Genomic DNA, 18724 nt, shown 5'->3' on the forward strand with positions numbered 1-18724 from the left:
CTCCCGATGCGTCGCGTTCGTGTCGTCGTGTTCGTGTACGGGAGGTAGACCCGCGGGCGCCCGCGGACTCATCGCCGCGACGGCGACCGCCCGCGCCGGGCCCCGCGGCCGGCGAGGGCGCCCCGGGATGCGCCGCCGGCCGAGCCGGGGCAATCTGGCCGGGGGGAAGGGGCACGTCGTGGTGACGCCGTCCCCGGCCGGGAGGGGCTTCGGCCTCGAGCCGCCCCACAGGGCCCTCCAGAGCCTTCCGGGGACCCTCGCGGAGCGTGACACCGCACGAGCGTGCACCGCGACCGACCTCGTGGATCCACGCGGGCAAGGAGTTCCGGTGAGCAATGTCGTCGTGGCAGGAGTCGACGGTTCGGCGTCCAGCCTGGACGCGGTGGAGGAAGCCGCCCGGGAAGCCCTCCGGCGCCAGGCGGAACTGCGCGTCGTCCACGGGCTCTCGCTGCCCGCGATGCCCATGCACGTGCCGATGGACCCCGCACCGCTCGGCCCGCCCGAGGACAGCCTGCGGAAGGCCGCCGAACGCTTCGTCCGCGAAGCCGCGGAACACGCCAGGCGCACCGCGCCGCAGGTGGACGTCACCAGCGCCGTGATGAACGGCGACGCCCTGACGGTCCTCGAACTGCAGTCACGGACCGCGGACCTCGTGGTCGTCGGATCACGGGGCATGGGCGGGTTCATCGGGATGCTCCTGGGATCGACCGCGGTCTTCCTCACCGCGCACGGACAGTGCCCGGTCATGGTGGTCCGGGAACCCCCGGTCGTCTCCGGGCCGGTCCTGCTGGGCGTCGACGGTTCCACCGCCGGCGACAAGGCCGTCGACTTCGCCTTCGGCGAAGCCGTGCTGCGCGGGGCCGAGGTCGTCGCGCTGCACGCCGGCGCGGACCCGTCCCGTGCGGCGGACGAGGGCGCGGAGATGACGAGGGCACTCGCCCCCCACTGCGAGAAGCGCCCGAACGTCGCGGTGCGGCACGCGCTGGTGCACGAGGGCCCGCGGGAGGCGCTGATCGAGGCCAGCAGGACCGCGCAGCTGACGGTGGTCGGCGCGCGCGGCCGCGGCGGGTTCGCCGGGCTGCTGATGGGTTCGGTGAGCCAGGCCCTCATGCAGCACGCGCACTCTCCCGTCGCGGTCGTCCGCGGCAAGGGGTGAACCGCCGGCGCGCACGGCGGTGACCCCGACCGCGGGAGCGCCCGGAGACCGAAGCGAAGGACGGAGGAGCCGTGGGCAGCCTGGTCGTCGTAGGAGTGGACGGCTCGACGTCGAGTGACGCCGCGGTCGTGCAGGCCCGCCCGGGAAGCCCACCGGCGCCGTGCGAAGCTCCGCGTGGTGCACGCTTTCACCTGGCCGGCCGGGCCCACGTACGCGCCACTGGACCCGTCGCCCCTCAACCGCATGGCGCACGACGCCGCCGAGCGCGCCCGCGGTGCCGCGCCCGGCACGGAGGTCACCGGCACGGTGATGCTCGGCGGTGCGGTGTCGGTGCTGACGGCCGAGTCCCGGGCCGCCGACCTGCTCGTCGTCGGCAGCCGGGGCACGGGCGGCTTCCTCGGCATGCTGCTGGGCTCCACCGCGGTGTCCGTGGCCGCACACGCCGAGTGCCCCGTCATGGTGGTCCGCGAGGACCCGCCGCACACCGGTCCCGTCGTGGTGGGTGTCGACGGCTCCCCGCACGGTGAGGACGCGATCGCGTTCGCCTTCGCCGAGGCGGCGCTGAGGGAAGCGGAGATCCTCGCGCTGCACGCCTGGCTGCCGGACTACGCCCCGCCCGGTACGGGCGTGGAGAGCGCGGAGCGTCTGCTGTCCCTGGCGCTCGCCGGCCACGGGGAGCGGTATCCCGACGTCACGGTCCGGCAGGAAGTGGGGAGCGGAGAGACCCGGGAGGTCCTGATCGAGGCGAGCAGGACCGCCCAGCTGACGGTCGGGGGCCAGGGGCCGCGGCGGCTTCACGGGACTGCTTCTCGGCTCGGTGAGCCAGGCGCTGCTGCACCACGCGCACGGCCCGGTCGCCGTCGTCCGCGGCGAGGCCTGATCGGGCGCCGGAACCGTACAGGATGTGGCAGTTGGGGTCACGCCGCGTGGCGGGCGGATAGATTGGTGGTCTGCTGCGACGGGTTGCCGGATGTGGGATCCGGTGAGGTTGGGGGAGTCTGGTCATGGGGGAGGAGGAGCCCGGGTTCACCGAGCGCTGGCTCGAGACCGGCTCGGGGCCCGGTGCCGTGGTCCGGGCCCGCGTGACCCGGGTGAACCACGAGGCCCAGACGGCGTACCGGGCCTGGCTCGACCACGCCACCTCGTGCCCCACCTGCCAGGACGGCGCCGCCCGCCGGTGCACCGTCGTACAACCCCTCTGGGACGCCTACCAGGCGGCCGGCCACGCGGACTTCTGAACGGTCACCGGCGCGACGAACCGGCGCCCACCGGCGAGCGGACGGGGAACAGGGCTCCACGTCCACGTCCTCCGGCGCCCGGTGGACGGCGCGGCCTCAGGGGGCCGAAGGCAGCAAACCGCGGGCCGTGGCCAGGCTCCAGGCCGCCAGGGTGAAGCCGTCGTGGATCTGCCCCTCGGCGAGCGCGGCGCGCATCTCGGCGGGGGTGAGGGCCCGGAAGGCGTCGATCCCCTCCTCGAGCGCGTCGGGGCCGGGGGTCTCCGGGAACGAGGACGAGGCGAGGCGGGCGAGGTACAACTGGTCGCGCCCGCTGTGCATGCCGGTGTCGGAGCTGAGCTCGCCGAGATGGATCATCTCGGTCACCTTCCCCCCGAGTTCCTCGAGCAGTTCGCGGCGTGCCGTGGTGGCGGACTCCTCGCCCGGCGCGCCGAAACCGCGGGGGATCTCCCAGTGCCAGTCCCGGTCGGCGTGCCGGAAGTGGTGCAGCAGGACGATCCTGCCGTCCTCAAGGACCGGCAGGACCGCGGCACCCCCGTCCACGCCCTCGGCGACGAAGCGGATGTAGGTGTTGACGCGCCCGGAGCGGAAACGCACGGCGTCGCGGATCATGCACACATAGGGGTCGCGGAAGACGACGCCGATGTCCGCGCAGTCCGCGGGGAAGCCGAACGCGGTGGCCACCTTCTCCACTTCCCGCGTCACATGGTCCTGGTCGGCGCGCTCCAGCAGGATCTCGTACGCGGTTCCCGGGGGGTTCACGAAGAGCTCCGGCCGCCGCTCCCGCAAGGCGTCGTACGCCCTCAGCCGTGCCTCCCTGCGCTCGCGCACCTGGTCCTCCGCGTGGTCCGCGTGGTCCGCCTGCGTCATGTGTCCCCTCGTCTCTTCCGGTTGGTGCCGATCTCGGACCCGGGCCGCGCCGGCGGCGGGCCGCGGTGGCTACAGGTACAGGGCCAGCGGGGTGTGCTGGATGCGGCCGGCCAGGTTCGGATAGTCGTCCAGCACGTCGAGGTAGTGCTCGTGGAGGGCCTGGACGACGTCGAAGGGCGCGCTGTCGGCGTCGCCCAGGGCACGTCTGCTCTTGCGCAGCAGAGCGCGTACGGTCTCCACCATCGCGATGTCCAGGACGTACCACAGGGGCAGGCACACGGCTCCGGCGCCGCTGATGATCAGCGAACGCATGAATCCAAGGACGTCGCCCCCGTCCGAGCGCATGCCCTGCCCCGCCACGCACGCTCCCAGCACGGACAACTTGTTGCGCGGCAGGTTCACGCGCAGGGCGAGGTCGAACTGGGTCAGCACGTCCTGGTCGCCGAGGTGGAGCAGCGGGCCGGAAGCCTCCGGGCCGTCCAGGTAGGTGCCGTGCCCGGCGTACACGAAGAACTCCGGTTCCACGGCGGCGAGGGCGCCGAGCCCGTCCCAGTCGGCGCCGTGGGCGGGCCCGCCGTAGTCCAGGCCCTCCGGCGGGTGCCCGGCCACCACGACGTGGTCGCGGTCCCAGCCCGTGCCGACCAGTTCACGTCCCGAGGCGTCGGAGTCGGTGGACAGCAGGGCCGCCAGGTCGTCGTCCCGTTCCACGAGCTGGCGCTTGAGCAGGTGGCGCCCCTGCGTGACGAAGGCGGCGACGCTGACGGAGTGGGAGAGCGGGACCCGTGCGGCGAGCGGTCGGGTGTCGCCGGGCCCCACCGCGACGTGCAGCGGTACGGCGAAGACGTGGTCGGTGGGGATCAGGGTGAGATGGATCGTGGTGCCGCCGTCCTCGACGCGGTCCCACACGGGTGCGACGAGCAGGTCCCAGACACGGCGGCAGGTCGCCTCGGAGGGCCACGGCGCCTCGGGATCGGACAGGTCGGCCCACACCAGCTCGGCCAGCTCCGTCACACTCTCGTACGGGATGCCCGGCACGGTCGTCAGGCGCCCGTCCCGGCAGACCATGATGCCGAGGGAGTCGGACACCGCTCCGCCGCCGCCCGTCACGCCGTCGGGCGCCGCGTAGCGGAAGTAGCGGACCACGCAGGAGCCCGGATGGTTGAGGGTGTACTGGACGAGGCGGTGCGCGATGTCCTCGTCGTGCGGGACGGAGGCCAACGGGGCTTCCAGGAAACGCTCTTCGTACTCGCGCTCACGGTCGGCCAGCACCTCCCGGAGGGCCCGCGCCAGCTCCGGTGAGGCGGAGCGCAGACCGGCGCGCACCGCGGGCGCGGCGCCGCCGCCCTCGGCCGCGGGGGCTCCGGCGATGTGACGGGCGGGCGGTCCGAGGACGGAGGGGCGGGAGGAGCCGAGCAGGTCCAGCAGCTCACGGCCGGCGGACTCCTCGACCAGGGAGAGGATCCGCTCCTGGTCCGCCTGGCGGTCGTGCCCGCGGACGACGGCCTCAGCGGTGGCGTGCAGGAACGCCGGCCGCATGTGACGGTTGTACGTCCGCTTGTACGCGGGCAGGGCGATGGCCGACCGGACCGAACGCGCCAGCCCCAGCCGCCGCGTGAGGACGTCCTCGGGACGGCTGTCGGGCGGCAGGGTTTCGGCGGTCCGCTGGTACCCGCGGACGGTGTAGGCGTAGAAGTCGACGTCCAGCCCGGCGTGGTGCCCGTCCGCGGAGTCGTCCTGCTCGATCTCGTCGAGGAGTTTCCTCAACTCCGCCAGCCCCGAGCCGCCGCCGCTGCGGAGCGCGAGATTCTGCCGGGCGATGGCCCTCCAGCGGTGCAACGGGAGGGTCAGCAGCTCCTCGAAGTGCTGCTGGGCGTTCTCCGGGTCGCACAGGGCCTGATTGGTGCGCGACTGGGCCACCCGGTAGACGTCGGCGAGGCCCTCGGAGATCGCCAGGGAGCGTGAAGTGACCGCCAGCGACCGTGCGGGCTGCCCGGCCTCCCGGAGCGCGATGGCGAGATTGTGCAGGACGTTGGAGTAGCCGCGGAGGAACTCGCGGTGGCGGGCCGGAGCGCCCGGCGCCGGAGGAGCGACGAGGCCGACACCGTGAAAGTGCGCCAGCTCCTCGATCTCCCCGAGGAGCACCTCGAGTTCCCCGGCGAACCCGGCAGTGTCGGAGCCCTTTCCGCCGTCCCGGTTCGCCTGCCCCTGCTCCTCGAACCGTGCCCGTTCGCGGTTGCTGCGCAGATCCGGCACGGCCCACCACAGCCCGGCCTGCTCCGCGACGTCCACCGCGGTGCCGAAGGAGATCCGGGCCGAGGTGAAGCTGCCCAGCCGGTACCGGATCCGGCCCTCCCCGTCGAACCACCGGGCGAGCGCGTAGGCGGCGAAGGGGTCGTCGGCAGGCAGCGCGCCGCGGAGGTGGAGGTCGTGCAGCCGCCGGGCGTCGTCGCGTGAGGCCTTGATCAGCTGCAGGCCGCTGAACAGCCGGTACGCCACGTCCGCGTGGACGATCTCGCACCAGTGGGCGCCCACCCGGCGCGCCGTCGCCCGGACGTCGTCGGGCCGGCCCTGATCGGACTCCGCGGCCAGCCGTAGGAGGCGCAGGCCGTCGTCCTGCCGCATGGGGACGTCGAAGTCCACGTCGAAGCGCAGGATGACGTCCTCGACGTCGAGCTGTCCGATCAGCTCGAGGACGGCCGAGACGGGGTCGTGCGGCGGTGGGCTCGTCGACTGGGGCATGGTCTGTTCGGCTCCCGCTTCTGTGAGGACGGGCGGTGGTCGGCAGTCGGGGGCGGGGACGAGCCGGGGGAGTCAGCGGCGGCGGGCCGCCCGGTGGACCGCCGCGGTGACGGCCAGTCCCACGGCTGCGCACGCGCACAGCGTCACCAAGGGCGGCAGCAGGGTGTGACCGAGCCGGAGGCGCCACACCGTCAGCGCCAGCCAGCACACCGAGGACCCGAGCAGGCCTGCGGCCGCCGAGTCGATCCAGCGGTAGGAGAGGGAGACCGCCGACACCGCGGCCTGCCTGAGCACGGCCAGCGGCAGGAGCAGCGCGACGGCCGCGAGGACGAGGATCGCCGGCAACTGGGCCGGCTTCGGGAGCGGAAGGTCGTAGTCGAGGGTCTGCACCACGGTCAGCGCGGTCAGCAGGGACCCCAGGGTCGACGTCTGCACCAGACTCAACCGGTTCCGGTACTCGTTCAGCGCCCGGTCGGTGACGGCGGTGGCCGCGGCGCGCGCCGACTCGGCGCGTTCACGGGCGGTCGACATGTACTCCACGTCGTTCTGGACCTGGGTGATCAGGGCTTCGGCGGCCGCCACGTCGCGCTCCGGCCAGGAAGTGCCGGTACCGACGCGCCGTGACGGGGGCGTGTACCGGCGCATGTTCGCGACCGCGATTCCCACGGTGCGGGCCAGGTCGCGATGTCTGGTGAGGGTCCAGAGTGTTCCCTCCGGCCCGAGCCGTGTCCGGTCCAGCTGGGCGGCCGCGGCCAGGACGTCCTTCAGGCTCACCGGTTCGCCCGCCGCGCTCGGCTGCAGTGCCCGCAGCAGGGCTTGACTCTCCCGGTCGCTCGCTGCCAGGCGCTCGTGGAGGGTCCCGGAGGCGAGTTGGTGGACGCGGGCCTCGAAACCGGCCTTGGCGGCATGCATCAGGTACCGGGTCAGCGGCCGCATGCCGTACTCACCCGGCGCCGCCCAGGCCCACTCGTCCAGTGCCTCCTCGGCCGGCGCCGGAGCCAGCACGCAGAAGTCGCCCACCACCTGCGCCGGGTCGTCCCGGCCGGTGCGCCAGACGGAGAACCCGTGCTCGGTGACGTCGTGCCCTCGCCACCAGGTCTCCTCTCCGTCGCCGGAGGCCGGTGCGTGGTCTCGGACCACTTGGGCCATGGACCGATCCGAGCCGGGTGTGTCTCCCCGGTACAGCGCGGTGAAGACGTGGAACTCGCCCAGGATCTCCGTCGGCGGAGGATCGGTGGCTCCTGCTCGGGACACGGCCGCCGACCACTGGTTCAGCAAGGTGTTCCACTGTTCGGGGCCCGCGTCGGGGTCGTTCGGCGCGAGTAGGGCGACCAGCCCCACCACGTCGTGCTCGGCGAACAGCAACGCGGCGTGGATGCCGGGACCGTCCGTCTGCTTCCGCGCCCCGGCCAGGACGGTGTACGCCGCGATAGTGGCCGCACGATCGTCCAACCTGAGATGCTCGTCCGTGGGCAGGCCGTCGATCGGGGCCGTCATGCCGAGCAGTCGGCAGGCGTCCCACAGGCGTCGCAAGTAGGCGTGGGGAGAATCCCTGCCCCGCTTCGGTACGGCCGGTGCGAAGCAGGTGATGATCAGCGACGGTTTGGCGAACCGGTGCACCAGGCGTCACCCCTTCCAGGAGGACGAAGGACGCTCAATCGTCCGAGGCCGGCGCGTCCCCCGTGCCGCCCTGTCCGTCCGTTCCGTCCAGGCGGAGGCCGAGTTCGCAGACCAGGGCGTTGCGCTGCTCGAGCAGATCCGCCGGTATGGGGGACTTCCGGCCACCCGGCAGGGCCTTGGCACGGTAGCTGGACTCCAGCCCCTGCAGTGCGTTGAGGGCCTTGGTGACCGCATCGTCGCGGTCCGCGGTCTTCCCGGCCGTCAGTGCCGCGCTCAGGCCCCGCAGCACCTCGTCCACCTCGAGCCATTTCTCGGCCGACAGGAACCAGTCGTCCAGAGCCTGAAGCCGTCGGGCTGCACGCCGCGTCGCGTCAGCATCCACCGGTAGCCCCCCGTTGCTGCTTCCCCGCGTCCCTGACGGGACGGGGAGCCCAGAATAGCGCCGCATCACCGGGCGTGCGGCCTGAATTCCTCTGTATGCAGGGGCTGTTCGCCGGATGTGGAGGCGGGCGGGACCGCGGACGCGGCAGTGGTGCCAGGAGCATCGCGGGGGCGACGAAGTGGTGCCGCTCGACAAGCCGTCCAGGGCGGGAAAGGGGAGCGCCGATTCGACGTAGCGCTACGTACGGGCTGCTACAGTGCCGGTATGAGCAGCCAGAGGCAGATCAACGTGAGGGTGGACGCGGAGACGGCCGCCGGCATCGAGGCGCGGGCCAAGGCCGCCGGAATGAGCGTGTCCGACTACGCCCGCCAGGTCCTGGCGGACGAGGCCAACGACCTCCGGCACCGGTTCCTGGGCGCGGGCGCGCACTTCGCGGACGCCTGGGGCGACACCTTCGCGGAGGCGTTCGGCCACCCGAAGCCCGGCGAGGGTGCCGGGGCCGCGGCGTGATCGTCCACATCGACCGGGCGTGGCTGCTGGACCTCGCGCACCGGCACATGCCCGGCGACCCCGACATTACCGACTTCGGTTCCATGGCGGCCGCCGTGGCCAGGCACGCCGACAAGGTGATGGACACCCCCGTCTACACGGAGGTGCACCACCGCGCCGCCGCACTCATGCACCAGCTGATCCGGGTGCCGGCGCTGGAGCACGCCAACGAGCTGTTCGCCGCGGTCGTCGCGGCGGCGTACCTGACGGCCGGCGGGGCGATCGTGACCGTGGGCGCGAAGGAGGCGGCGGAGCTGGCGGCGCGGATCGACCGGGACGCCCTGGACGTCAGGGCGGTCGCCGAGGTCGTCCGCGGATGGGTGGCGGCGTAGGCGGTCCTCTCCGGCGGACGTGACGGACCCCGGCCCCGCGAGGGCCGGGGTCCTCCTGCTTCCTTCCCCTGCGCACCGAGCCCGGGGCATCGGCTGCCGCCGCGGTGCGCTCGGCGCAGGTGGTCAGGCGGGGGCCGCGGCGAGCGCGCCGATCCGGTCGGCCGCGGCCACGTCGCCGCCGTCGGCGCGGAGCCGCGCCAGAAGTGTGGGGTGGCCGTCAGAGCAGGGGCGGCACCCGACCGCACTGCGACATAGAGGCTCACATGTAAAATGATAGAGTGTCAGGTATGGCGCAGCAGGTTAAGCGAGCTTTCAGGTATCGCTTTTACCCCACGGACGGGCAGGCAGCTGAGCTGTCGCGCACGTTCGGCTGTGTACGCCTGGTGTACAACAAGGCGCTGGAGGAGCGCACTCGTGCCTGGTATGGCGAGCGGCGCAGGATCTCCTACATGCAGTGTCGACTCGTCTCGTCCGTGAGAACCAAACGGTCGTGATCGAGGACCTCGCCGTCCGCAATATGCTGAAGAACGGCAAGATCGCACGTGCCATCTCTGACGCCTCGTGGACGGAACTGCGCTCCATGCTGGAGTACAAGTGCGCTTGGTTCGGGCGTGACCTCGTCGTGATCGACCGCTGGTTCCCCAGCTCGAAGCTCTGCGGAGACTGCGGCGCAGTTCGCGAGAGGCTGCCGTTGCACGTTCGCGAGTGGCGGTGCGATTGCGGCGCCATGCACGACCGCGATGTCAATGCGGCGCGCAACATTTTGGCCGCCGGGCTGGCGGTGTCTGCCTGTGGAGGCGGTGTAAGACCTCGACGGGAGTCCTCCTGGACGGGGCAGTCGTCGGTGAAACAGGAACTGCAGCGGGCAACCGCTGGAATCCCCCGTCCACGGGCGGAGGAGGAGGCCAAGCAGTCGATCACCGCGAGGTCGGCCGACTCTTGAGACGGACTCGCCGCTAGGCCACTGGGCGGGACCAGGGTCGGTTAAGGCGACGAAGGAGGCCGTTGGGCAGTTGGCCCCGGCCTTGGATGATCAGAGCCTGCCGAGACGTTGGAGTCGCGGCGGAACTACACTGCCCCGGTGCCGGGATGTTTCAGGAGCCAGGCGTCTTCGCGCCTAACCAATGGAGTGGTCGACGAGCAGGGCGACCGCCGTCGACACTCCCTGGACCAGCATGGGCCGCTGGTCGTTGCGCATCCGCGGTGAGGTGGTGTCGAAGACGCCTCCGCCCCGATTTGGCTTGCGGGATTCCGCCCGTACGGTGCGGGCCCGTGACGGTGCCCGGATGCCGGGGAGGATCGCGTGGCGTGGGCGGCGGCCCGATACATTGGGGTGTCCGTCGGTGGGGCCGGCCGGATGCGGGATCCGGCGAGGTTGGGGGAGTCTGGTCATGGGGGAGGAGGAGCCCGGGTTCACGGAGCGCTGGCTGGAGACCGGTTCCGGTCCCGGTGCCGTGGTCCGGGCGCGTGTGAGCCGGGCGAACCAGGCGGCTCAGACGGCGTACCGGGCCTGGCTCGACCACGCGACCTCGTGCTCCACCTGCCAGGACGGCGCCGCCCGCCGGTGCACCGTCGTACAACCCCTCTGGAACGCCTACCAGGCGGCCCAGCAGGCGGCCTTGTGACTCCGACGTGGCACCGATGACGCACCGATGACGCCCCATGAGCTTCGGCGGAAGCCGGCGGTCATGGCGGCCCCGAGGGCTACGATGCCTCCATGCCCGAGCAGTTGTACGCCCGTACGAGCCGCGGTTGCACGGTCGGGGACCTGGATCCCCGGCTGCGCACGGCGGTACTGGCCACGGCCGAGACCGAACTGCTCGGCGACGTCGCGGCGGCCGCGACCGCCTGTGTGGAGACCCGCAGCGTGCCACGGCGCCGTCCCGGCGTCCTCGCGCGCCTGACCGGGGGCGGCGCCCTGCGCGAGACGCTGACCGCCGCCGTGCTGCTGCCGAGGCACCTGCTGGTCTCGGTGACCGACACGAGCACGGGGACGACCACGGCGCGTTCCGGGCGGCTGGCCGACATGACCCTCACCGAAGGCGATCAGCGACTGGCCGTCGACAGCGGGATGTCGGTGTTCACCCGCTGGTCGGACCGGTCCGAGGCCGAGTCCCTGCACGTCGCCCTCGGCGACGACCCCGCCGGTAGCTCGTTCAAGGACGCGCTGCGCGACGCCGTCCGGGCGGCGAAGAGCGGCTGAGCCGCCCCGCGCCGCCCGGACGGCGCGCTGCGGCTCCGCCACGCCGCCGCGGACGAGGCGGCGGCGACCACTGCCGCGCCGCCGCGGCCGGACCCGTCACGCGACGGGTGGCGGGCGGGAACTCAGACGCGGTGCTCGGGTGCGACGTACTCGAGGCGGCTGCGGAAGGGGTGGACCGGTCCTGGGTCATGGATGCGTGTGTGTCTCGGGCGCACGGGAGCCCACCTTCGGCGGCGGACGCCGGCGGTCACGAGGTGCCCGCCGAAGTGCTTTCCCGACGAGGGTGGTTGCTCTCCGTGTGGTCACCCCCCTGACCGGGTCGGCCGCGGGTTGGTGACACCCCTCCGCCCGCCGTGTCGGCCCGGCGTCAGCCTGCGTCGGGGATCCAGGTGCGGGCGAGTCGCGCGACCCATGCGGTGGCGGCGTCGGGGTCCGGCGGGGGCGCGCCGACGACGACGAGTTCCGAGACGCCCGCCGAGGCGAGGGCGGGCAGGTGTTCCGGCGTGCCGTCGCTCAACGCGACCGCGACGGTGAACTCGTCGAAGGCGCGGCCGTGGCGGGCGCACGCGTCGGCGAGGACGGCCGTGCGCGAGGGGACGTCGGCGGCGGGGACGTTGAAGCCGTACCAGCCGTCCGCGTGCGCCGCCGCGCGGCGCAGCGCGGTGTCGCTGTTGCCTCCGACGACGACCGGGAGCCGGGCGCCGCGCAGCGGCTTGGGGTTGACCCGGATCGCGTCGAACCGGGTGAACTCCCCGGTGAAGGTGGCCGGGTCCTCGGCCCACAGGGTGCGCATCGCGGCGAGGTACTCCTCGGCGCGCCGGCCGCGCGCGGCGAAGGGCACGTCGAGCGCGGCGAACTCTTCCGCCGACCAGCCGACCCCCACCCCCAGGGTGAAGCGTCCGGCCGAGAGCACGTCGAGTGTGGCGGCCTGCTTGGCGAGCGCCACAGGGTGGTGCTCCGGCAGCAGGAGCACCCCGGTGGCGAGTTCGATCCGGCTGGTGACAGCGGCGGCGTAGGTGAGGGCGAGCAGCGGGTCGAGCCAGTCCGCGTCCGCGGGCACGGCGATGCGTCCGTCGGGGGAGTACGGGTACCGGGAGGCGGGTGCGTCCACGAGCACCACGTGCTCGCCGCACCAGAGCCTGGCGAAACCGTGCGCCTCCGCTGCCGCGGCCACAGCGGCGACGACCTGCGGACGGGCACCGTCACCGATGCCGAGCGCGTGCAGTCCCACTCGCATCCGCCACCTCCTGGCGTCACCCTAGGCGGGAAGCGCGGACCCGCCCGGGTGACGCGGCAGGCCGCGCGGAGCCCGCCCGGTGCGTCACCCGGACGGTGCAGGCCACCGGGGGCGGCCGGGACGGGCCGCCGCACCGGTTACCCTTGCGGCCTCCACCTCCGACGGGAAGAGCCGATGACCGAGATCCAGACCCCCCGCCTGCTCCTGCGCCGCTGGCAGGACGACGATCTGGTCCCCATGGCCGAGATCAACGGCGACCCGCGGGTCATGCGCTGGGTCGGCGACGGCTCCGTGCGCGACCTGGAACACACGGCGGAGGCCATCGAGCGGTGGGAGGAGGAATGGGACGAGGAGGGCTTCGGCCTCTTCGCCGTCGAGTTGCTCGCCTCGGGTGAACTGGCGGGCTTCACCGGCCTCACGCTGCCCGGGTTCCTGCCCGAGGTGATGCCCGAGGTGTCCGTCTGCTGGCGGCTGGGAGCGCAGTTCTGGGGCCAGGGGTACGCCTCGGAGGCCGCACACGCCGCGATGGAGTTCGCGCTCCAGGACCGCGGCCTGGAACGCCTGGTCGCGGTCGCCCGGATCGGCGACACCGCCTCGGAGAAGGTGATCCGCAAGCTCGGCATGGTGCCGGAGCACGACACCACGCATCCCACGTACGGCTTCCCGCTGCGCGTCCACACCATCGACCTCACCGAGTACGAGGCCTGAACCGGCGCGACCGCCCCCGCCGGCGTCGGCGGGGGAGCCACCCTGCATGGCGACGTCCTGCACTGGAAGTTCCGTGCCAGACGCATGAACTTGCGTGCCACGCTTGCCGAGAGCCGAGGCAGAGGGTGGGCGCCGCAACGCGGTACCGCACGACGAAATGTCCTCGGTGAGTACCGCCTTTCTGAGGACGCGTCATCCTTGTTTCCGCCTTCGGTTCGGGGCTTCGCCGGAGAGGGGAGGCGAGGCCCGACCGGCCGCGACCAGAATGTGGCGGTGGGCACTGTGCTGTTGCGCTCCCTTTCACATCGGGCGAGAAGCCGGGATGCCGCTTCCAGCGGGCGTTCGGGAACGAGGACGTATTCCGCGCCGTGCGCGTCCGCACCTCCTTCCGGGAGCGTTTCCTCTCGGCTCCACGGCGGTGCCGTTCGGGGCCCTGCGGCTGACCCCGATGGGTCGCCCCCTTCCTGCGAACGTGCTGCTCGTGCTGCTCCGGCCCGGCGGAGGAGCGTCCCGCACTCGCTAGGCGCCTCTGAGACGGTCTTTCCGCACCGAAGTGCGTTCGGAAGCTGTTCCGGCTGAACGGTGCTGCATCTGCGTCCCGCAGCCTTCCCGCCTCCTCTTCGGGGAATTCAACCGTCCAAGGGATTCGCGGCACCCCGACCTTCACGGGAGGCTTGCGCGGAGTTCCCTCGCATTCCGCAGCCGTCAGCGCTCACATGGAAAGCGCCGGTCAATTTGGAAGGGCATCGCCGTACGCCGCCCCGATTTCCGGAAACGGCGCCCCGACGGCCCTTTTTCCTTCACCGCTGCGGCCGCATATCGCGCCATGAAGGCGACCGCCCGGCGCCGCGGGGCGTCCTTATGCTCTCGACCGCAAGATCACCAAGGATCGGGAGGCGCTTACTCATGTCCATACCCCGCACACCAGCCCGAGCATGGCGAGGGCGGATGCGTGCCGCCCTGGCCGGGCTCGCGATGGCCGCACTCACGGCGGCCCTGCCCGCCACCGCCGTGGCGGCGACGGCCGTACCGTCCGCGACGGCCGCGACCCCGGTCGTACCGGCGGCCTCCGCGTCCGACTGGCCGTACGCGGGTGGCGACCTCGGCGACACGCACAACGCGGCCGCCGAGCGCACCATCGGCACGGGCAACGTGGCCGCCCTGAAACCCAAGTGGACCTTCACCACCGGGGACAGCGTGTCGGCCACACCCACGGTGGTGAACGGCTACGTGTACGCGCCCGACTGGGCCGGCAACCTCCACAAGGTGCAGTCGACGACCGGTCAGAAGATCTGGAGCCACCGGATCAGCGACTACACCGGGATCGCCGGCGACATCTCACGGCTCAGCCCCGCGTACTGGAACGGCACGCTCGTCACGGGCTCGGGCGAGCAGCGCGGCAACAGCACGGAGGGCGCGTACCTCTTCGGGATCGACGCCCTGACCGGCACGCGGCTGTGGAAGACCCGGATCGACGCGGACCCGGCCGCCATCGTGACGTCGTCGCCCGTCATCGCCGACGGTGTCGTCTACGTCGGCGTGTCGTCCAAGGCCGAGCGGTTCGCCCCGCCGTACACCTTCCGCGGCAGCGTCGTCGCGCTGGACGCCGCCACCGGCAAGCAGCTGTGGAAGACCTACGTGATCCCCGAGGGCTACACCGGCGGCGCCGTGTGGGGCAGCAACCCGGTGGTCGACAGGAAGACCGGCCTGGTCTACGTCGGCACGGGCAACAACTACACCGTGCCGCCCGGCGTCTGCACGTCCCCCGACGAGACCGACTGCGACCCCGGGGCGGCCGACAACTACCAGGACTCCATCGTCGCCTTCGACCTGCACACCGGCGCGATCGCCTGGGCCACCAAGACCCTGACCGCCGACACCTGGACCGTCGGCCAGCGGTTCGGTGACGACTTCGACTTCGGCTCCGCGCCCAACCTCTTCACCACCACCGTCGACGGCAAGGCCACCGACCTGCTCGGCATCGGCCAGAAGAGCGGCGTCTACTGGACGCTCGACCCCGCCACCGGAAAGATCGTCTGGGCCACGGCGGTCGGCCCCGGCGGCAACCTCGGCGGCCTCCAGTGGGGTTCGGCCGTGGACGGCAAGCGCATCTACGTCGCCAACACCAACACCAACCACCTGCCCATCACGCTGACGTCGGCGACCGGACAGAAGTCGACCACCACGGGCGGTTTCTGGGCGGCCCTGGACCCGGCCAGTGGCACCATCCTGTGGGAGACCGCGACGCCCGACTCGGCGTCCCCCATGTCCTTCGTGTCCAGCGCCAACGGCGTCGTCTACGGCGGCTCCACGAATCCGGCCGGCAACAACATGTACGCCATGGACGCCGCGACCGGCGCGATCAAGTGGGGCTTCCCCAGCGGGGGCGCGGTCCTCGGCGGCGCGTCGATCGTGGACGGCTCGGTGTACTGGGGCTCCGGCTACCACACCCAGAACATGGGCCCGTTCTTCCCGGCCAAGGGTGACAACAACAAGCTCTACGCGTTCTCCCTGCCGCAGACCCTCCCGCAGACGGTCTACGTCTCGCCGTCCGCCGTCGCCTCCGCGGCCGACACCAGCTGCAGCACCCCTGCCTTCACTTCCGTCAACGCGGCCGTCAAGGCGGTGGCCGGCGGTGGCCGGGTCGTCGTCTGCAACGGAACGTTCCACGAGAACGTCGCGGTGACCAAGCCGCTGGCCCTCGAAGCCCGTTCGAACGTCACCATCGACGCCACCGGCCTGATCAACGGCATCGAGATCAGCGCGCCCGACGTCACGGTGACCGGGTTCACGGTGAGGAACGCCGTCGGCGAGGGGATCCTCGTCAACAGCGTGAAGAACGCGACCATCGCGAACACCATCGTCTCGGGCAACAACACCGGCACGGGCCCGAACGCCGTCGCCAACGCCTACATTTCGTGCGGGACGCCCGCCGAGCCCGGTGACTGCGGCGGAGGCATCCACCTGCTCGGCAGCTCCCACGCCACCGTGCTGGCCGGCACCGTCAGCGGCAACGGCGCCGGGATCGTCGTCAGCGACGAGACCGGTCCCGCGACGGGCAACACCTTCAGCGGGAACTCCGTGCACGGCAACGCCTCGGGATCCGGCTTCACCCTGGTCTCCCGCAACGGCGCGGCGGCCCCCGGCGGCGTGCGGGCCACCGACGCCGGAGGCGTCTTCAGCAACGGCATCACCGGCAACAACGTGTTCGACAACGGACTCGACACGGGCGGCGGCGGAGTCACCCTCGCGTCGGCGGTGACGGGCGGCGCCGTCTACGGCAACACCGTGCAGAGCAACGTCATGACCGGCAACGGCTGGGCGGCCGTGGCCGTGCACGGTGGCGCGTCCGGCGTGGACCTGGGCGGCAACGTCATCGGCAACAACCAGATCGGCACCAACAACACCGTCGGTGACAGCGACACCGGCGCCGGCGACGATCTGCAGACCACGGGCCTGCTGGTGAGCACCGTGGACCCGATGTCCGTCCGGATCACCGGGAACACGATCTCCAACAACGTCCTCGGCATCTGGACGCACGGCCCGGTCGCGGCGGGCGACGCCGCAGGCGCCAACAAGTTCAGCAACGTCACCGTCCCGGTGTCGGCCCACTAACCCCGGGCCCGCCCACCGCCGCGTCCTGCCGGACACCGCTCCGGCAGGACGCGGCGGCGAGCCGCCGTGCCCCGGAGCGCGGACCGCGCCCCGTCACGGCCTCAGGGAGTGACGGCGCTCGGAGCCTCGCCGAACTGCCGCTTGAAGGCGCGGCTGAAGTGACTCACGTCGGAGAAGTGCCACCGGGCCGCCACGGCGGAGACGGTGTGCCTTCCGCCGAGTGCGACGAGTTCCTCGCGTGCTCGCTCCAAGCGGCGCCGCCGTACGTAGGCCATCAGGGATTCGTCGGTCTCGGAGAACGCCCGGTGCAATGTGCGAACGGACACCGAAAGGGTCCGCGCTATCTCCGCCGGAGACAGGTGGGGGTCCAGGAGGCGGGATTCCACGCAATTGCGTGCGGCTGTGCGGAGCGAAGGGCGGAGGGCGGTGTCGGCGGAAATTCCCTTGGCCATGAGCGCGCCGGCCAGCAATTGCAGAACGGATTGCTGAGCGGCACGGACGCCCGCCGGACTCAAATCGCCCCGTGCCTCGCGGACCAGATGGAGCTGCCCCAGCAGAAGTCGCGCCTCCGGTGTCCTCTGGGAGATGAGCGAGAGTGCCGGAGCCCGGTCCAGCCCCGCGTCGGTCAGGGTCCCGGACGGCAGCAGCAGCACCCGTGCCCGTGTGCCGGGCCGGTAGGAGAACTCCCGCGGCACCTGCGCATCCCGCACGCACAGGGTGCCCGGCGCGACCTGGACGGTGCGACCCGCCTCGGTGAGGCTCAGCCCGCCGCTCTGCACGATGTGGACCGCCGTGCGCCGCTCCGTGGAGCGCTTCATGCCGATGACGCCTTCCACCGCGTCGCCGTACTGTTCGCTGACCGCGATGTTGCCGATGGAGAAGGAATCCAGCCAGCACCGGTAATGGCCCGTCGTGTACTGCCTGGGTACGCGTAGCGAATGCACCTGCCAAGGACGGGCGTCGTTCAGTCCCTGCCACCGCTGTTTCAGCAATTCATCGCGTCGCGCATGGGCCAGGGCGACCTGGATGTGAATTCTGGGTGAACGGGAACGGGATGGCGTACCGGCGCTCGAGTTGGCTGACATGATCACATCGAAAGTATAGTGGAGTACCCGGTCGTGATCGCGGACCGGGAAACCGAATGCGGCCCGAATGCCTCGTCGGTGATCTCAGGGGGCTTTGAATGCCCCGACGGAAGCTGCGACACTGGTCGTGTGTCCGGCGACGAGCGGCGAACAGGCCGGCGCCTGGAGCGAGCCATCCTGGAGCTGCTGGACGATCGTGCTCCGACCGCGTCGATCTGCCCTTCCGACGCGGCGAGGGCGGCGTACGAAGGCGATGACGACGGCTGGCGGGAGCTGATGGAAGCGGCCCGGCGCGCGGCCCGGCGGCTCGTGGCGGCCGGCGAAGTGGAGATCACGCAGGGAGGCCGTCCCGTCGAGCCGGACGAGGCCCGCGGCCCCATCCGCATCCGTCGCCCCCGCTGACGTACGGCGCTGCCTGGCGGAAACCGCGGAGCGGCGCCCTCGAGGGGCGGCGTCAGGTCATCAGGGGGTAAAGATCCGACGGCCTGTCACAGGGCCGAAGCGCCGCCGGTCACCGTGTGCATGAGTCACTCCCTGGAATCGAAGACCGGCGTCGACGGCCCGGTCACCGTCATCAAGAGCTACACCGTGCCGGCGGACGAGGCCGACCACTTCGCCGAGGTGTACCAGGAGAACGCCCGGATCATGTCGGCCCAGCCCGGCTTCCTCCGCTCCCGTCTGCACCGCCCCCTGGCCGACGCCCCCGAGACGCGGTTCGTCCACGTCGCCGAGTGGGCCTCGGGCACCGCCCTTGACAAGGCGACCGGCAACCCCGAGTGGCATGCCTCGCTGCAGCGCATGTTCGACGACCCGGGCCTCCACATCACGTCAGAACCCGTCGGCTACCGCGTCGTTGTCGAACTGCACCCCTCCTGACGGCAGCGGCGAAGGGAGGGCCGCCGCTGCCGGCGGCGGCCCGAGCCGACGGGAAGACGCGCCGGCGAGATCGCGTGCCGGCCGCGGACCACCCCGCGTCGCGTCGGAGGCCGCCTG

At 72.0% G+C, this 18724-nt stretch carries 17 protein-coding genes and 2 pseudogenes; 13 read left to right on the forward strand and 6 right to left on the reverse strand.

Annotated features, from left to right (window positions below):
* Window positions 1–328 precede the first annotated feature (328 nt).
* The 3 genes and pseudogenes from ACZ7MY_RS12030 (at window position 329) to ACZ7MY_RS12040 (ending at window position 2394) form a co-directional block, all read left to right on the forward strand.
* Window positions 329–1156 (forward strand): universal stress protein, encoded by an 828-nt coding sequence (locus ACZ7MY_RS12030; RefSeq protein WP_499601252.1) that lies wholly within the window; start codon window positions 329–331, stop codon window positions 1154–1156.
* Window positions 1157–1227: 71 nt separating this feature from the next.
* Window positions 1228–2036: pseudogene (locus ACZ7MY_RS12035) on the forward strand (universal stress protein).
* A 124-nt stretch (window positions 2037–2160) separates the two neighbouring features.
* Window positions 2161–2394, forward strand: coding sequence for a hypothetical protein (locus ACZ7MY_RS12040; RefSeq protein ID WP_499601254.1), 234 nt, complete (start codon window positions 2161–2163; stop codon window positions 2392–2394).
* 96 nt (window positions 2395–2490) lie between these two features.
* On the opposite strand, the gene ACZ7MY_RS12045 is transcribed toward ACZ7MY_RS12040, so the two are convergent.
* The 4 genes from ACZ7MY_RS12045 to ACZ7MY_RS12060 all read right to left on the reverse strand — a co-directional run bounded on the left by ACZ7MY_RS12045 (window position 2491) and on the right by ACZ7MY_RS12060 (window position 8002).
* The gene (locus ACZ7MY_RS12045; RefSeq protein WP_499601255.1) at window positions 2491–3261 is read right to left on the reverse strand and encodes an NUDIX hydrolase; all 771 of its coding nucleotides are present in this window, start codon (window positions 3259–3261) and stop codon (window positions 2491–2493) included.
* A gap of 69 nt (window positions 3262–3330) precedes the next feature.
* Window positions 3331–6000 carry a CHAT domain-containing protein gene (locus ACZ7MY_RS12050; RefSeq protein ID WP_499601256.1) on the reverse strand — a complete coding sequence of 890 codons (2670 nt, stop codon included), beginning with the start codon at window positions 5998–6000 and terminating at the stop codon, window positions 3331–3333.
* A 72-nt stretch (window positions 6001–6072) separates the two neighbouring features.
* The gene (locus ACZ7MY_RS12055; RefSeq protein ID WP_499601257.1) at window positions 6073–7620 is read right to left on the reverse strand and encodes a CATRA conflict system CASPASE/TPR repeat-associated protein; all 1548 of its coding nucleotides are present in this window, start codon (window positions 7618–7620) and stop codon (window positions 6073–6075) included.
* Window positions 7621–7654: 34 nt separating this feature from the next.
* The gene (locus ACZ7MY_RS12060) at window positions 7655–8002 is read right to left on the reverse strand and encodes a CATRA system-associated protein (protein WP_499601258.1); all 348 of its coding nucleotides are present in this window, start codon (window positions 8000–8002) and stop codon (window positions 7655–7657) included.
* A 264-nt stretch (window positions 8003–8266) separates the two neighbouring features.
* On the opposite strand from ACZ7MY_RS12060, the gene ACZ7MY_RS12065 reads away from it, so the two are divergent.
* The 6 genes and pseudogenes from ACZ7MY_RS12065 (at window position 8267) to ACZ7MY_RS12090 (ending at window position 11086) form a co-directional block, all read left to right on the forward strand.
* A complete protein-coding gene (locus ACZ7MY_RS12065; RefSeq protein ID WP_499601259.1) occupies window positions 8267–8512 on the forward strand; it encodes a plasmid mobilization protein in 246 nt (81 codons plus the stop codon).
* Window positions 8509–8883 (forward strand): fic family toxin-antitoxin system, toxin component, encoded by a 375-nt coding sequence (locus ACZ7MY_RS12070; protein ID WP_499601260.1) that lies wholly within the window; start codon window positions 8509–8511, stop codon window positions 8881–8883. The genes ACZ7MY_RS12065 and ACZ7MY_RS12070 overlap by 4 nt, the downstream gene beginning before the upstream one ends.
* A 287-nt stretch (window positions 8884–9170) precedes the next feature.
* The gene (locus ACZ7MY_RS12075; protein ID WP_499601261.1) at window positions 9171–9377 is read left to right on the forward strand and encodes a helix-turn-helix domain-containing protein; all 207 of its coding nucleotides are present in this window, start codon (window positions 9171–9173) and stop codon (window positions 9375–9377) included.
* Window positions 9320–9826 (forward strand): annotated as a pseudogene (locus ACZ7MY_RS12080) (RNA-guided endonuclease InsQ/TnpB family protein); the annotation flags it as partial. The gene ACZ7MY_RS12075 and the pseudogene ACZ7MY_RS12080, both read left to right, overlap by 58 nt.
* A gap of 448 nt (window positions 9827–10274) precedes the next feature.
* On the forward strand, window positions 10275–10508 hold the full coding sequence (locus tag ACZ7MY_RS12085; RefSeq protein WP_499601262.1) for a hypothetical protein: 234 nt from the start codon (window positions 10275–10277) through the stop codon (window positions 10506–10508).
* A 92-nt stretch (window positions 10509–10600) separates the two neighbouring features.
* Window positions 10601–11086: a hypothetical protein gene (locus ACZ7MY_RS12090; protein WP_499601263.1), complete on the forward strand. Its 486-nt coding sequence runs from the start codon at window positions 10601–10603 to the stop codon at window positions 11084–11086.
* 367 nt (window positions 11087–11453) lie between these two features.
* Here the strand turns inward: ACZ7MY_RS12090 and ACZ7MY_RS12095 are convergent, their stop codons facing one another.
* The gene (locus ACZ7MY_RS12095) at window positions 11454–12323 is read right to left on the reverse strand and encodes an LLM class F420-dependent oxidoreductase (protein ID WP_499601264.1); all 870 of its coding nucleotides are present in this window, start codon (window positions 12321–12323) and stop codon (window positions 11454–11456) included.
* Window positions 12324–12497: 174 nt separating this feature from the next.
* Here ACZ7MY_RS12095 and ACZ7MY_RS12100 point away from each other — a divergent pair, with 174 nt between their 5' ends.
* Together ACZ7MY_RS12100 and ACZ7MY_RS12105 are read left to right on the forward strand one after the other, a co-directional pair.
* Window positions 12498–13031 carry a GNAT family N-acetyltransferase gene (locus ACZ7MY_RS12100; RefSeq protein WP_499601266.1) on the forward strand — a complete coding sequence of 178 codons (534 nt, stop codon included), beginning with the start codon at window positions 12498–12500 and terminating at the stop codon, window positions 13029–13031.
* Between the two features lie 948 nt (window positions 13032–13979).
* On the forward strand, window positions 13980–16646 hold the full coding sequence (locus tag ACZ7MY_RS12105) for an outer membrane protein assembly factor BamB family protein (protein WP_499601267.1): 2667 nt from the start codon (window positions 13980–13982) through the stop codon (window positions 16644–16646).
* A gap of 101 nt (window positions 16647–16747) precedes the next feature.
* Here the strand turns inward: ACZ7MY_RS12105 and ACZ7MY_RS12110 are convergent, their stop codons facing one another.
* Complete coding sequence (locus ACZ7MY_RS12110) at window positions 16748–17731, reverse strand: helix-turn-helix domain-containing protein (protein WP_499601325.1); 984 nt, start codon at window positions 17729–17731, stop codon at window positions 16748–16750.
* 129 nt (window positions 17732–17860) lie between these two features.
* On the opposite strand from ACZ7MY_RS12110, the gene ACZ7MY_RS12115 reads away from it, so the two are divergent.
* Together ACZ7MY_RS12115 and ACZ7MY_RS12120 are read left to right on the forward strand one after the other, a co-directional pair.
* Window positions 17861–18133, forward strand: a complete 273-nt coding sequence (locus ACZ7MY_RS12115) for a DUF3253 domain-containing protein (protein WP_499601268.1) — start codon at window positions 17861–17863, stop codon at window positions 18131–18133.
* Window positions 18134–18253: 120 nt separating this feature from the next.
* The gene (locus ACZ7MY_RS12120) at window positions 18254–18607 is read left to right on the forward strand and encodes an antibiotic biosynthesis monooxygenase family protein (RefSeq protein ID WP_499601269.1); all 354 of its coding nucleotides are present in this window, start codon (window positions 18254–18256) and stop codon (window positions 18605–18607) included.
* The last annotated feature ends 117 nt before the right edge of the window (window positions 18608–18724 follow it).

The sequence above is a fragment of the Streptomyces sp. NPDC111520 genome (assembly GCF_055635295.1).

Excerpts from the sequence above, each read along its gene's own strand:
- ACZ7MY_RS12040 (WP_499601254.1), top strand. The coding sequence starts at position 2,161 with ATGGGGGAGGAGGAGCCCGGGTTCACCGAGCGCTGGCTCGAGACCGGC.
- ACZ7MY_RS12045 (WP_499601255.1), bottom strand. The coding sequence starts at position 3,261 with ATGACGCAGGCGGACCACGCGGACCACGCGGAGGACCAGGTGCGCGAG.
- ACZ7MY_RS12050 (WP_499601256.1), bottom strand. The coding sequence starts at position 6,000 with ATGCCCCAGTCGACGAGCCCACCGCCGCACGACCCCGTCTCGGCCGTC.
- ACZ7MY_RS12065 (WP_499601259.1), top strand. The coding sequence starts at position 8,267 with ATGAGCAGCCAGAGGCAGATCAACGTGAGGGTGGACGCGGAGACGGCC.
- ACZ7MY_RS12075 (WP_499601261.1), top strand. The coding sequence starts at position 9,171 with ATGGCGCAGCAGGTTAAGCGAGCTTTCAGGTATCGCTTTTACCCCACG.
- ACZ7MY_RS12085 (WP_499601262.1), top strand. The coding sequence starts at position 10,275 with ATGGGGGAGGAGGAGCCCGGGTTCACGGAGCGCTGGCTGGAGACCGGT.
- ACZ7MY_RS12090 (WP_499601263.1), top strand. The coding sequence starts at position 10,601 with ATGCCCGAGCAGTTGTACGCCCGTACGAGCCGCGGTTGCACGGTCGGG.
- ACZ7MY_RS12095 (WP_499601264.1), bottom strand. The coding sequence starts at position 12,323 with ATGCGAGTGGGACTGCACGCGCTCGGCATCGGTGACGGTGCCCGTCCG.
- ACZ7MY_RS12100 (WP_499601266.1), top strand. The coding sequence starts at position 12,498 with ATGACCGAGATCCAGACCCCCCGCCTGCTCCTGCGCCGCTGGCAGGAC.
- ACZ7MY_RS12105 (WP_499601267.1), top strand. The coding sequence starts at position 13,980 with ATGCGTGCCGCCCTGGCCGGGCTCGCGATGGCCGCACTCACGGCGGCC.
- ACZ7MY_RS12110 (WP_499601325.1), bottom strand. The coding sequence starts at position 17,731 with ATGTCAGCCAACTCGAGCGCCGGTACGCCATCCCGTTCCCGTTCACCC.
- ACZ7MY_RS12120 (WP_499601269.1), top strand. The coding sequence starts at position 18,254 with ATGAGTCACTCCCTGGAATCGAAGACCGGCGTCGACGGCCCGGTCACC.